This is a genomic window from Acerihabitans arboris (genome assembly GCF_010131535.1).
Classification (GTDB): Bacteria; Pseudomonadota; Gammaproteobacteria; order Enterobacterales; family Enterobacteriaceae; genus Acerihabitans; species Acerihabitans arboris.
Window position 1 is genome coordinate 185,356 of the sequence record NZ_WUBS01000003.1, and the last position, 13,116, is coordinate 198,471.

The following is a 13,116-nucleotide window of genomic DNA, read 5'->3' on the forward strand; positions in this document are numbered from 1 at the left end:
GCTTGCCTTGTCAGGAAAAACGCACGGGTTACGTATGCTGGCCTGCGTTTTTATGTTGTTGGGTATCGGCGGCCTGCCTGCGGGCGCGCTGGCGGATACCGTGAATATCGCTTTTTCCGCCGCGGTAACCACGCTGGACCCGCAGCAGGCTACCGTGGTGCAGACTGATTTAAGCGTTATCAGCCATATTTACTCACCGCTGGTCACGCGCAATCCCGACCTGGGCATTACCGGCGTCGTGGCGCAGTCATGGCGGGCGCTCGACGATAAGACCTGGGATTTCAAGCTGCGGCCGGGCATCGCCTTCGCCAACGGCAAGCCGCTGGACGCCGGGGTGGTGAAGTGGAATTTCGATCATTTGCTCGATCCCAAGCATAAAACCCGCGTCAAGGAATGGTACAGCCTGATCGATCACGTTGACGTCGTGGCGCCCGACGAAGTGAAAATCATCACGCGCGCGCCCTTCCCCGGACTGGTGGCGCAGCTGAGCATGCTGTTCCTGATGGAGCCGGAGTGGACCGCGTCGCACGACCCCAGCCGCGAGGCCATGGGCAGCGGTCCTTATCAATTGGCGGAATACGTACCTGGCGAGCGCGTGGTGCTGACGCCCAATCCCACCTATTTCGGTACTCGGGTTTCCGCAAGCCGGGCGCCGCACGACAAGGTAGTGTTTCGCATGATAAGCGAGCCAGCGGTGCGCGTGTCGGCGTTGCTGGCCGGCGAGCTGGACCTGGCGCTGGACATCCCGCCCACGGATATCGATCGTATCAATAAAAGCGGCATCGCCCATGCCGGCTGGGGCGAGAGCAGCCGGGCGATGATCGTTAAAATGAATAACCTCAAGCCGCCCTTCGCGAATAACCTGAAACTGCGCCAGGCCATGAATTACGCTATCGATCGCCAGGGCATTATCGACGCTATCTATAACGGCCACGGCGCCGTCAGCAAAGGCCAGTTGCTGTCGCCGATGTATTTTGGCTACAACGATAAATTACCGCCCTACCCCTACGATCCGGACAAGGCGCGCAAACTGATTGCCGAGTCCGGTTTGCCGCAGCCGATTTCCTTTGAGCTGCAGGTGCCGCTGGGGCGCTATCTGTTAAGCCAGGAAATCGGCCAGGTGATTGCCGCGCAATTGCAGGAGGTGGGACTGAATGTGACCATCAGGGAAATGGAGTATGCCAACTGGTCCAATGCCTATACCCGCGGCGATATGGGCCAGGCCTCGTTTTTAGGCCAGGCCTGGCCGACCCTGGACGCCGACGGCCTGCTGGGGCTTTATTTGCCCGGCGATCCGGGCGCCTACTGGAAGGATGAGGTGTTTGCCGGACTGGTGATGCAAGGCCGTTCAACGGTCGATGGGCAAAAACGCGCCGCCTATTACCAGCAGGCTACCGAACGGATGCGGGAGCAGGCGCCGCTGGTCTTTTTGTTTAACCAGCCGCTCACCTACGCCACATCGAATAAATTCAGTTGGCAAGTACGCGGCGATGACTGGGTGCGGGTTTACGATCTGGTGGCAAAATAACAGGCGGTGACGCGTGGCAAAATACATCCTGTCCCGACTGCTGGAAGCCGTGGTGGCCGTGTTTGGCCTGGTGACCCTTATTTTCCTGGTCTCCCGGCTGCTGGGCGACCCGGTTTCCCTACTGCTTCCCCAAGGCGCCAGCGCCGGCGATCTGCAGGCGATGCGCGAGCAGCTTGGCCTGCAGCGCCCGTTGCCTGAACAGTATCTGCGTTTTCTTGGCCAGGCGCTGTCCGGCGATTTCGGCCAATCTTTTTTTTACCAGCATTCGGCGATGCGCATCGTGCTGGAGCGAATGCCGGCAACGCTTTTGCTGGCGGCGCTTTCCGCCCTGTTCGGCATCATCGGGGGGTGCCTGGCCGGGATGATCGCGGCACGCTATCGCAACTCGTTCTGGGAGTTCCTGGTCTTGACCTGCGCGATGTTGGGACAGGCCACGCCGGCGTTCTGGCTGGCGATCATGATGATATTACTGTTCTCCGTCGACCTGGGCTGGCTGCCCACCGGCGGCACCGGCAGCCCGCTGCATCTGGTGCTGCCCACCGCGGTGATGTCGATTTTTGTCGCCGCCAATATTTCCCGCCTGTTCCGCTCCAGCCTGCTGGATGTGATGAGCGAGGACTACGTGCGCACGGCGCAGGCCAAGGGCCTGTCCCCCCGCGTCATCATGACCTGGCATATGGCGCGCAACGCCATGCTGCCGGTGGTCACCCTGAGCGGGCTGTTGGTGGGCGAGATGCTGGGCGGCTCGGTGGTGGTCGAAACCATCTTTTCCTGGCCGGGCGTCGGCAGGCTGATTGTCGAGGCGGTGGCGAACCGTGACTTCCCCTTGATCCAGGCCGGCGTGATGGTGGTGTCATGTCTGTACCTGCTGGTGAGCCTGGCGGTGGATCTGCTCTATAGCCTGCTGGACCCGCGCGTGAGGCAAACCCGATGACCCTGTCAACCGGCGTGCGTACCTTGGGCATCCGTATCGCCACCAGCAAAATCGGCCTGTTCGGCGTGATGGTAATGGGGGTCTTGCTGCTGGGCGCGTTATCCACTTTCGTTATCCCCCTGCCCAGCCCGGTGCATGGCAATTTGCTCCAGCGGCTAAAGCCGCCCTCGTACCGTTTTTTCGAGCTGGCCTCGCATCCGCTTGGCACCGACCAGTTGGGCCGGGATATGTTCAGCCGGCTGCTCTATGGCAGCCGGGTATCGATGATGGTGGGTTTTATCGCGGTGCTGCTTGGCGGCGTGGTCGGCGTACTGGCCGGAATGATCTCGGGGTATGCCGGCGGCATTACCGACCGTCTGCTGATGCGTATTGTCGATATGCAACTGTCGATCCCGCTGATTCTGCTGGCGCTGATAGTCATCGCCGCCACCGGCCCCAGCCTGGGCAATTTGATTATCGTGCTGGCCATGACCAGTTGGATCCGCTATGCCCGCCTGGTGCGCGGCCAGGTGTTGGCCCTGCGGCGGCGGGAGTTTGTCCTGTCGGCGGTGGCCATCGGCGCCCGGCCCTGGTATATCCTGCGTTATTACATCCTGCCCAATATCCTGACGCCGATCCTGGTTATCGCCACGCTGGAGTTTTCGCGGGTTATCCTGCTGGAGGCCAGCCTGAGTTTTCTCGGCTTGGGGGTGCAGCCGCCCTGGCCGAGCTGGGGCCGGATGCTGGCGGAAGGACGCTCCTACATCGCCACCGCCTGGTGGGTTACCACCTTTCCGGGACTGGCGATAGTCATGACGGTCATGAGCGCCAATTTTGTCGGCGACTGGCTGCGCGATTTTTTCGATCCCAAACTGCGATCCACCGGGGAGTAAACGCGATGCAACCGCTGCTGGACGTACGCAATTTAACCGTTGAAGTCCCGGCCGGGCGCGGCAAGCCGCCGGTCAGGATTATCGATAATATCAGCTACACCCTTGAGGATAACCAGACGCTGGGCATCGTCGGCGAAAGCGGCAGCGGCAAGAGCATGCAGGCGCTGGCCATGCTGGGCCTGTCGCAGCAGCGCGGCCGGGCGCGGGCGGGCGGCGAGGTGTTATTCAAAGGACAGAACCTGCTGGCCCTGTCGGATAAAGCGCTGCGCGCCGTCCGTGGCGTACAGATCGGCATGATTTTCCAGGAACCGATGACCTCGCTCAATCCGGTCCTGACCATCGGCCGGCAGTTGGCTGAACCCTTGGTGCACCACATGGGGATGAGCCATGCCAAGGCGCGGCGGCGCGCCATTGACCTGCTAAGCCTGGTCGGCATAACCGATCCCGCGCAGCGCGTCGGGCAATATCCGTTTCAGTTTTCCGGCGGCATGCGCCAGCGGGTCATGATCGCCATGGCTCTCGCCTGCAAACCCAGGCTGTTGATTGGCGATGAGCCGACCACCGCGCTCGACGTTACCGTCCAGGCGCAGATTATCGAGCTGATCCGCGAGCTGCGTGACGAAATGAAAATGTCCATTATCTGGATAACCCATGATATGGGGGTGGTCGCCGCGCTGGCGGATCGGGTGCAGGTGCTCTACGCCGGCAAAATCATGGAGATGGGGCCGGTCGACCAGGTATTTCGCCAGCCCCGCAGCGCCTATACCTGGGCGCTGTTGCAGTCGATTCCCAAACGGGGACAGCGCCCGCGCGAACCGCTGTTTCAAATCGCCGGCCAGCCGGTGGACCCGGCGCGGCGGCCGCCCGGCGATCCCTTTGCGCCCCGCAATCCGTTCGCCACCGAGCGCTGCCATCGCGAAGCGCCGCCGTTACGCGCCGTGTCGCCCGATACGCCGCTGCATCGGGCGGCGGCCTGGTACGATCTGCCCCGCTGCCTGGCGGACCTGAACGCGGGTGAGGAAAAATGAAGGACATGCCGCCGTTGTCCCCACCGTTGCTGCAGGTGGACGGATTAAGTAAAGAATACGCCGTCGGCGCGTCGCTGATGGGCGCGCGCAAGGTGTTCAGGGCCGTTGACGGCGTCAGCTTTACGCTGGCGCGGGGAGAAACCCTGGGGTTGGTCGGGGAGTCTGGCTCGGGCAAGAGCACGGTGGCGCGCTGCGTGATGCAGCTGGAACGGCCGACCGGCGGACGGGTGCTGCTCAACGGCCAGGACCTGGTCGGCATGAGCCAGTCGCGGCTGCAGCCGCTGCGTAAAGTGATGCAGATAATCTTCCAGGATCCCTATTCTTCCCTCAATCCACGCATGACGGTGGGCCGTTTTGTCGCCGATCCCCTATTAATCCATGAGGGCAAACTGACGCGTGAGGCGCTCACGCAGCGCGTGCGGGCGCTTTTTGCCAAGGTCGGCCTGGACAGCAGCCACATCGGACGTTATCCCCATGAATTTTCCGGCGGCCAGCGTCAGCGCGTCTGCATCGCCAGGGCGCTGGCCATGTCGCCGCAGCTGATCGTTGCCGACGAGCCGATCACCGCGCTGGACGTCTCCATCCAGGCGCAAATTATCAATTTGCTGCAGACACTGCAGGATGAACAGGGGCTGGCGTATCTGTTCATCTCCCACGATCTGGGCATGGTGCGCCATATCTGCCATCGCGTGGCCGTGATGCTGCGCGGGCTGATTGTCGAAACCGGCCCCGCCGACGCTATTTTCAGCGATGCCCGGCATCCCTACACCCGGGCGCTGCTCAGCGCCACCCTGGAAGCCGATCCCGCCCGGGAACGGGTGAAAACGCGCCATTTTTTTGATATCCGCCAGTTGGCAGGGCAAGGCGACGGTTTTATGAAAGAGGTCGCTCCGGGCCATTTTGTCAGGGAATATCGCCCCGCCACCTGAAAAAAAACGCATCTCATACCTCTAATTGTATATACATAATAATTTATTGTATATACAATAATCTGTCCGTGCCGCCGCGCCTTGAGGCCGCCGGCGCAAATTTCCCGAGAATCTATGACAGGAGGATGGAATGAGCTATGCAAGCCTGGGAGAGGTAATAGATCACGTTCGCCGCAGTACGGCCACCATGGCCGCCGAGGAGCCAGCGGAGATCTACGCGTTCCGCACCGGCACCCTGGACAACCAGGCGGGCAGCTACGGCCAGTATTTCGGCACATGGGATATCGCGGCCGGCATGATGCGCGATTACTCGATGTATACCTATTATCCGCTGCTGCAGGTGATTGAAAACCCAGATATCACGCTGCCGCAGTTCTGTTTTATCCTCGATAGTTTCGATCATCCCTATAGCAACTATCTGCGTTACAGCGGGTTTCCACAGCTGGGCAAACTGGCGTTGGCCCTGCGGGAATGGCTGCCCAGGGCGGACTCGCGCCAGCAGGCCATCGAGGCGATCCGGGCCTTCTGCATCTATACCGATACCTTTGCCGCCTGGTCGTTCCATTATTTTCCCTGGGGACTCGGCAAGCAGTTTACCTATGCCAATCCTGAAATCGCCGCGCCGTCCGTGGCCGATCTGTCCCGTCGCGTAACCATTCAGCCGGGCCGTAAGATCCGCCTGACCTGGCAACCGCTGGATATCACCGTGGAAGCCTATCTGGCGGTGCATGAAAATCCGGAATTATGCCAGGATTTGATGGACGCCCTACCCTTTACCATCTTGCAGGATCATGCCGTGGTGACCGGCGAATCCATGTATGCCTGGTGTCCGATGGTATCCACCGCGCCTATCCATGTACGGGAGCGCATCTGCGACGCGCCTAAAGGGCGACTGCGTTTTTCCCAATCCACCGGACAGAAATTTATCGTGCAGTACGGACCGACCACCGAGGACCTGGCCCAACCGGTACTGGGCGAGGTTATCGCCGAACATGCCGATCGCCTGGATGCCGTTGGCGCCGAAGTGTGGAAAAGCACCTTCGACACCAAAACGCCCATCTGGCTGACCGTCGAGCTGGCCTGACCGCGGGAAACGCGGCCGCGCGGTCCCGCCTTTACCCCGGCGGGGCACCGGCGGCTCCCGTCCCGTATCACAGCATCCTAAATTATTGTATTTTCAGGAAAAGACCATGACTATTATTTTAAAGCCCGGGTATGTCACGCTGGCTCAACTTGAACTTGTCTATCGGTCTGATGTGGCCGTCCGGCTTGATCCGGCGATGGAACCGGCCATCCGGAAGAGCGCGGCGCGCGTGGCGGAAATCGTCACGGGAGAGGTGGCGGTGTACGGCATCAATACCGGCTTTGGCAAACTGGCATCGGTGCGTATCCACGCCGATGAGGTGGTGACGCTGCAACGCAACCTAATTTTATCGCACTGCTGCGGCGTCGGCGACGCGCTGGCCAAACCGGTGGTACGCCTGATCATGGCGCTGAAGCTCATTTCGCTGGGCCGGGGAGCGTCGGGCGTGCGTTATGACGTCATTCGCCTGATTGAGGCCATGCTGGTCCAGGATATCGTGCCCGTTATCCCGGAGCAGGGGTCGGTGGGCGCGTCGGGGGATCTGGCGCCGCTGGCGCATATGGTGGCCGCCATGATCGGTGAAGGAGACGCGTGGCTGCGCGGCCAGCGGATGCCGGCGGCGCAGGCGCTGGAGCGCGCGGGGCTGCAGCCCATCGTCCTGGCGGCCAAAGAGGGGCTGGCCTTGATTAACGGCACCCAGGTTTCCACCGCGCTGGCGCTGAAAGGGCTGTTCGGGGCGCACCGGGCGCTGCAGTCCGCGCTCATCTCCGGCGCGCTCGCAACCGATGCGGTGATGGGATCCACGGCCCCGTTCCATGACGAGATCCATCAGCTGCGCGGCCACCAGGGGCAAATTGACGCGGCGCGGACCCTCAACCTGCTGCTGCGCGAGTCTGGCATACGTCAAAGCCATCTGGACAATGACAGCCGGGTGCAGGATCCCTATTGCATCCGCTGCCAGCCGCAGGTGGACGGCGCGGCCCTGGACCTGATCCGCCAGGTGGCCGCCACGCTGCGCCAGGAAGCGAATGCCGTGACCGATAACCCGTTGCTGTTGTCCGATAACAGCGTGGTGTCCGGCGGCAATTTCCATGCGGAGCCGGTGGCTTTCGCCGCGGATATCCTCGCGCTGGCGATTGCGGAAATCGGCGCTATCGCCCAGCGCCGCATCGCCCTGTTGGTTGACCCGTCGATGAGCTATGGCCTGCCCGCCTTTTTGGTCGCCGCGCCCGGGCTTAACTCCGGCATGATGATTGCCGAGGTGACCTCCGCCGCCTTGATGAGCGAAAACAAGCAGATGACGCATCCGGCGTCGGTCGACTCCACCCCCACCTCCGCCAACCAGGAGGATCATGTCTCCATGGCCTGCCACGGCGCCCGGCGACTGGGTAAAATGCTGGATAATCTCTATGCCATCATCGGCATCGAAGCCATGGCCGCCGTGCAGGGCATTGAATTCAGGCAACCGCTGAAGACCAGTCCGGCGCTGCTTAACGCGGTGCAATGCGTCAGGAACCAGATTGCGCCGCTGACCGTGGATCGGTATATGGCCGGCGATATCGCCGCCGCGGCGCGTCTGGTTGCCGACGGCGCGTTAACCGGCGCAGTGGGCGGCACGGCGTGCTTGCCGCCGTTACAATACTGAGCAAATACCCGGCGCGCCATTTCCGCCGCCACGGGCGTAGTCCCCTCGTCGGGGGCGCCCGTGCTTGCCCGCCAGGGCAAGATACCCGAACGTCAGGCGCCGTCGGCCGGGTCTTTTTCCGCCAGGCAAATAAAGGAGGTCGCGCCGGCAATTTGCCGGGGCCCGCCCTGCGGCGGCCAGAGCCCGGCCGCATAATGTTCCGCCCTTAATCGGCCTCGCTCTTCCAGGCTGGCGAATTTCCATATATGGGTAATGCGCGGCGGCCCGTCCAGCGCGTACATATTGGTGATCAGGTGCGAGGAGTAGGCCCGCGCCGGCGGCAGCGCTTTTTCCCATCCCGCGAGGGTGGGACCGAGGCCGCCGGGTTTTAACCTATAGGTCCTGATTTCATAAAACGCCCCCGGTTCCTCCACCTGTGATGGCGCAGGCGGCAGGAAAGGGAAAGGCCGGTAGCTTTCCATGCTGATGCCGACCGCCTGGCCGGCAAGGTTAAACGGCGTGTGGGAGAGTTGCGCCCGTTCCCGCTCCCGCTGTAATGCCTCCAGCTGGTCGAAGCCGCGCAGAACAAGCAACTGGAACAGTTCACCGATTTCCGTACGCCAGAAACCCAGGATCCGTCCGCCGGCCTCCGGCGCCTTGACCCATCGCCACGCCCTGGCTGAAGCGTTATCAAGCTCCAGCGGAGGTACGGACAGTTTTGTCAGCTCATAGAACATAGATTATCTCGCCTGGATTTACCCGCCGGCATGCCGAACAACGGGTTCCACTCCCCAATGCGCAGCGCACAACTCAGCCCTTCACGGCTGGGATCGCCCCGGACCCTTTCCCCGACCTGTTCACGGCTATCCGCCCATCCAATGTCCGATCGGATCGCCATAGGGGGTAGTAGGCATACAGGCAGCTTAATCAACAACTATAACGAAATAAATTAACGCATAGTTGTTTGTTTGCCTACTCTGGGTTTCTAATAGCACCGGGAAAAAAAGTCACGGGCCAACGGGGCCGGAGACCACACCGGCCCCGCCGCGCCTGGGTTCTAGCTATAGGCTACCGCCTTTGGTGTATTTGCCGGCGGCAATGGATTGCTAAAGCGGGTCAGCGCGGTTAACGCCACCGCCAGCACCAGCGAACCGCCCATAAAGACATAGGACGCCTGCGGCCCCTGGAAGACGCCGTTCAGGTAGCCGACAATCCACGCCCCGACAAACGAGCCCAGCGCGCCGAAGCTGACGATAAACGCCATCGCCCCCGCCATGACGTTGCGCGGCAACAGCTCCGGGATCGCGGCGAAAAACGGCCCATAGGGGGTGTACATCGCCCCGCCGGCGATCACCAGCAGCACGTAGGACAGCCAGAAATGGTCGGCGCCCAGGGTAAAGGATCCGCAAAAACATACCGCTCCCAGTCCCAGGAACAGCAGCACCACCCGCTTGCGCTGCTGGAATTTATCGGAGAAATAGGAAGCGGTCAGCATCAGCGGCACCGCCAGCAGGTAAGGCGCGGCGGATAGCCAGCCGGTGGCCACGATGCCCAGGCCCGATGCGGTCTTCAGGATCGAAGGCAGCCACATGATGAAACCGTACATGCCGATATTCCAGAAGAAATGGATAAACGACAGCGCCAGCACCTTCTTCGAGCGGAACGCCTCGGCGTAGTTTTTCACCGGTTTCATTTCCGCCTGCTCGGCCGCCAGCGCGGCCTCCAGATCCTGCTTCTCTTGGTCGGTCAGCCATTTGGCGTCTTTCGGCCGGTCGACGAAGATCGCCCACCAGATAACCGCCCAGACGATCGCCGGTACGCCTTCGATGATAAACATGCCGCGCCAGCCGAAGGAATTCACCAGGTAACCGGACACAATCGACATCCACAGCACGGTGATCGGGTTACCGAGGAACAGGAACGTATTGGCCTTGGAACGCTCGCGCTTGGTAAACCAGTGGCTGAGGAACACCAGCATCGCCGGCATCACCACGCTTTCGGCCACGCCCAGCAGGAAACGTATCACCGCCAGCGCCGCCACGCTATGCGCCATGCCGGTCGCCGTCGCCAGTATCCCCCACAATACCAGGCTCCAGAAAATCAGTTTTTTGGCGCTGCGCCGTTCGGTATAGATGCCGCCCGGCACCTGGAAGAAAAAATAGCCCAGGAAAAACAACGCCCCCAGCAGCGACGACATGCCCGGGGTGATATTCAGATCGTGCGCCAGTCCCGACGCGGCGCCAAATCCGTAGTTGGCGCGATCGAGATACGCCAGGCTGTAGGTGATAAACGCCAGCGGGATCAGTTTACGCCAGCGTACCGGCGCCAGGTTCTGTGGCAAAAGTTGACTCATGTCGATATTCCAAGGAGAGGTTAATTATTATCGGCCAGTGCCTGAAGCCGGGATGTTTGCCTTTCTTGCAAAGCACAACATGTCATACAACATCTTGTATGACATCATTCGTGTTTATAAATGCGGCATTTAGCGCCGCCGATCAATCACCAACCCGACGAAATGAAACGGCGATCACAAAATTTATTTTTAGCGGCCGGGTCCGGGCTGGGGCACAAAAATACGCCTTTTGGCTTCACAGTCTCCGCGGGGCGTGCTATACACAGGCATGTTGTAGGACAACGCATGCGACGGACACCATGAGCATTCAATCAATACAGAAACACAACGTGGTTAACGCGGTTTATGAACAGATCAAGGAAAAGCTGCTGGACGGCAGCTGGCCGCCGGGCAGCAAGCTGCCTTCCGAGGCCGAACTGACCGCCTCGTTCAACGTCAGCCGCGTCAGCATCCGCAGCGCGGTACAGCGCCTGCGCGATCTCGGCATCGTCATCACCCACCAGGGCAAAGGCAGCTTTGTTACCAAGAACCTTAACCGGCAAAGCCTGCTGAACGAACACCAGCCCATCATGCACCTGAGCCGCGAAGAGTTTCACGACATGATGGTGTTCCGCCAAACGGTGGAGTTCAAATGCATGGAACTGGCGGTACGCAACGCCACGCCCGACGACATCACCGCCCTGGAACAGGCGTTGAACCGCATGCTGGTGAACAAGGACGACTACAAAAAGTATTCACAGGCCGACTTTGATTTCCATCTGGCGATCGCCAAGGCATCGCAGAACAAAGTGTTTTACAACGTGATGAATTCCATCAAAGACATCTACTACTACTACCTGGAAGAGCTGAACCGCGCGCTCGGCATTTCGCTGGAAAGCGTCGAGGCCCATATCAAGGTGTTCATGGCGATCAAGAACCGCGACTCCTCCACCGCGGTGGCGGTGCTCAATGAAGCAATGTCGGAAAACGTGGCGGCGATTGAGAAACTGAAACAATCGGCGCCGGACGAATAGCCGCCGCCTGTCGGCAGACGGTAACTCACGCGCCGCCGGGATCCCGTGCCGGAAGGCGGGTCCTTAGTACCCGCCCCGCCGGTATAAGGCGAGGCAATACTCCGCCCCTACCACGCGTTCCATGGCTATGGCCGCGACGCCGTCCCGTCCGGCGTACGCGCCAGCGTCCAGGACGGAATACCGCCGATACAGGGGTATTGCGCCGCTTTTTCCTCATCGATATCAATGCCCAGCCCCGGTCGGTCGCTCAGGTACGCATAACCCAGCTCGATTTCCGGGCAGCCGGGGAATACCTCGCGCAGCGCGTCGTTGACCGGCGTGTATTCCTGGATGCCGAAGTTGGTCACGCTCATATCCAGGTGCAGGTTGGCGCAAACGCCCACCGGCGAAATGTCCCCCGGGCCATGCCAGGCGGTACGCACGCCGTGGATTTCGCTCAGCGTCGCCAGCTTTTTCGCCGGGGTGATGCCGCCGATGGTGCTGACATGGCAACGGATATAATCGATCAGGTTGTTGGTAATCAGCGGCTTCCAGTCATTGACGCTGGTAAACAATTCGCCCATCGATATCGGCGTGGACGACTGCTGGCGCAGCATCTTGAGCCAATCGATATTTTCCGGCGCCACGGGATCCTCAAGATAGAACAACTGGTACTGTTCCAGGTTCTTGGCCAGCTGGATGGCGGCCACCGGCGTCACGCGTTCGTGCACGTCATGGATAAATTCGATGCCGAAACCGAGTTTACTGCGCAGGTGGTCGAACAGGCGCGGCACGCTCTTCACGTAGGCATCCGGATCGAAATAGATCCCCGGCGTGCTGGCGCGCGGCGAACGTTTCGGCTGGATGTTCCTTGCCCGGGCCAGCCGGGTGGCGATAAGCTTCAGATCGTCGGTGCCCGCGCCGCCATACATGCCCATCTGGCAACGGACGTACTGATAGCCCTCTTCCATGCGCGCGCGGACATTGTCCTCCACTTCACATTCGTCGCCGCCGTCGGTATGCACGTACAGGGGAATGCCGTCGCGGCATTTGCCGCCCAGCAGTTCATATACCGGCATGCCGGCCAGCTTGCCTTTGATATCCCATAACGCCATATCCACGCCGGACAGCGCGTTATTCATGATGGGGCCGCTGCGCCAGTAGCCGCTTACGCAGGCCGATTGCCAGATATCCTCGATGCGCGCCGGGTCCTTGCCGATAAGAAACGGCGCCATGTAGCCGTCGATGGCGGTTTTCACCGCCTGGATACGCTGGGTAAAGGTGGCGCAGCCCAGGCCATATAATCCCGGCTGATTGGTTTCCACCTTCACCACCGCCAGATCGATGCCGCCCGGGGCGGTCAGAATGGTTTTCACCGCGGTGATTTTCAAATTACTCACAGTCACTCCTTAATTTCAAAGTTTGCCCGTTAATGTCGGTATTCATCTCAAGGCGGCATGTTCCCTCGCTTTAACCCGCCCGGGCACCCAACCGGCTAGCGATATCAGATCTATTAACTTATGTGTTGTCCTACAAGTAAAGTCAGTTATACCAGCGAATTTAGGCCGAGCCAAGCTTGGGTGCCTCATTATGTGCGCCAGATCATAAAATTAAGAAATTCCATAACAACTATATGTTTTAAAACATATTTATAATTTATTTAAAAGTCAATTAGTGTTTGTTTTGTGATCTTCCCGGCAAAAAAAGATTATACGTGTTGCTTTAAATACTTCATTACAGCACCTTGAATATGAATGATGTCATACAAGTTA

General features: G+C 60.2%; 11 protein-coding genes. 8 read left to right on the forward strand and 3 right to left on the reverse strand.

Annotated elements, in window-relative coordinates:
- The first annotated feature begins 34 nt into the window (after nucleotides 1-34).
- From GRH90_RS05180 to hutH, 7 genes are all read left to right on the forward strand, one after another.
- Entirely contained in the window at nucleotides 35-1,528 is a 1,494-nt protein-coding gene (locus tag GRH90_RS05180) for an ABC transporter substrate-binding protein (RefSeq protein ID WP_162364832.1), read from the forward strand.
- A 13-nt stretch (nucleotides 1,529-1,541) separates the two neighbouring features.
- The gene (locus GRH90_RS05185) at nucleotides 1,542-2,462 is read left to right on the forward strand and encodes an ABC transporter permease (RefSeq protein WP_162364833.1); all 921 of its coding nucleotides are present in this window, start codon (nucleotides 1,542-1,544) and stop codon (nucleotides 2,460-2,462) included.
- Nucleotides 2,459-3,334, forward strand: a complete 876-nt coding sequence (locus tag GRH90_RS05190) for an ABC transporter permease (protein ID WP_162364834.1) — start codon at nucleotides 2,459-2,461, stop codon at nucleotides 3,332-3,334. Before GRH90_RS05185 ends, GRH90_RS05190 begins: the two co-directional genes overlap by 4 nt.
- A 5-nt stretch (nucleotides 3,335-3,339) precedes the next feature.
- Nucleotides 3,340-4,362, forward strand: a complete 1,023-nt coding sequence (locus tag GRH90_RS05195) for an ABC transporter ATP-binding protein (protein ID WP_162364835.1) — start codon at nucleotides 3,340-3,342, stop codon at nucleotides 4,360-4,362.
- Nucleotides 4,359-5,291, forward strand: coding sequence for an ABC transporter ATP-binding protein (locus GRH90_RS05200; protein WP_246235879.1), 933 nt, complete (start codon nucleotides 4,359-4,361; stop codon nucleotides 5,289-5,291). The genes GRH90_RS05195 and GRH90_RS05200 overlap by 4 nt, the downstream gene beginning before the upstream one ends.
- 130 nt (nucleotides 5,292-5,421) lie before the next feature.
- Nucleotides 5,422-6,375 (forward strand): cucumopine synthase-related protein, encoded by a 954-nt coding sequence (locus tag GRH90_RS05205; RefSeq protein WP_162364836.1) that lies wholly within the window; start codon nucleotides 5,422-5,424, stop codon nucleotides 6,373-6,375.
- A gap of 106 nt (nucleotides 6,376-6,481) precedes the next feature.
- Nucleotides 6,482-8,020 carry a histidine ammonia-lyase gene (gene hutH / locus GRH90_RS05210; RefSeq protein ID WP_162364837.1) on the forward strand — a complete coding sequence of 513 codons (1,539 nt, stop codon included), beginning with the start codon at nucleotides 6,482-6,484 and terminating at the stop codon, nucleotides 8,018-8,020.
- A gap of 92 nt (nucleotides 8,021-8,112) precedes the next feature.
- Here the strand turns inward: hutH and GRH90_RS05215 are convergent, their stop codons facing one another.
- A complete protein-coding gene (locus GRH90_RS05215; RefSeq protein WP_162364838.1) occupies nucleotides 8,113-8,736 on the reverse strand; it encodes an NIPSNAP family protein in 624 nt (207 codons plus the stop codon).
- A 320-nt stretch (nucleotides 8,737-9,056) separates the two neighbouring features.
- Entirely contained in the window at nucleotides 9,057-10,352 is a 1,296-nt protein-coding gene (locus GRH90_RS05220) for an MFS transporter (RefSeq protein WP_162364839.1), read from the reverse strand.
- A gap of 299 nt (nucleotides 10,353-10,651) precedes the next feature.
- Here GRH90_RS05220 and GRH90_RS05225 point away from each other — a divergent pair, with 299 nt between their 5' ends.
- Nucleotides 10,652-11,365, forward strand: coding sequence for a FadR/GntR family transcriptional regulator (locus tag GRH90_RS05225; protein WP_162364841.1), 714 nt, complete (start codon nucleotides 10,652-10,654; stop codon nucleotides 11,363-11,365).
- A gap of 125 nt (nucleotides 11,366-11,490) precedes the next feature.
- Here GRH90_RS05225 and GRH90_RS05230 read toward each other — a convergent pair whose 3' ends face one another.
- Entirely contained in the window at nucleotides 11,491-12,744 is a 1,254-nt protein-coding gene (locus tag GRH90_RS05230) for an enolase C-terminal domain-like protein (RefSeq protein WP_162364842.1), read from the reverse strand.
- Nucleotides 12,745-13,116: the final 372 nt, after the last annotated feature.

Bases quoted from the DNA above. Each gene is read 5' to 3' on its own strand.
- hutH (WP_162364837.1), top strand. From the start codon at position 6,482: ATGACTATTATTTTAAAGCCCGGGTATGTCACGCTGGCTCAACTTGAA.
- GRH90_RS05225 (WP_162364841.1), top strand. From the start codon at position 10,652: ATGAGCATTCAATCAATACAGAAACACAACGTGGTTAACGCGGTTTAT.
- GRH90_RS05180 (WP_162364832.1), top strand. From the start codon at position 35: ATGCTGGCCTGCGTTTTTATGTTGTTGGGTATCGGCGGCCTGCCTGCG.
- GRH90_RS05190 (WP_162364834.1), top strand. From the start codon at position 2,459: ATGACCCTGTCAACCGGCGTGCGTACCTTGGGCATCCGTATCGCCACC.
- GRH90_RS05195 (WP_162364835.1), top strand. From the start codon at position 3,340: ATGCAACCGCTGCTGGACGTACGCAATTTAACCGTTGAAGTCCCGGCC.
- GRH90_RS05205 (WP_162364836.1), top strand. From the start codon at position 5,422: ATGAGCTATGCAAGCCTGGGAGAGGTAATAGATCACGTTCGCCGCAGT.
- GRH90_RS05215 (WP_162364838.1), bottom strand. From the start codon at position 8,736: ATGTTCTATGAGCTGACAAAACTGTCCGTACCTCCGCTGGAGCTTGAT.
- GRH90_RS05200 (WP_246235879.1), top strand. From the start codon at position 4,359: ATGAAGGACATGCCGCCGTTGTCCCCACCGTTGCTGCAGGTGGACGGA.
- GRH90_RS05220 (WP_162364839.1), bottom strand. From the start codon at position 10,352: ATGAGTCAACTTTTGCCACAGAACCTGGCGCCGGTACGCTGGCGTAAA.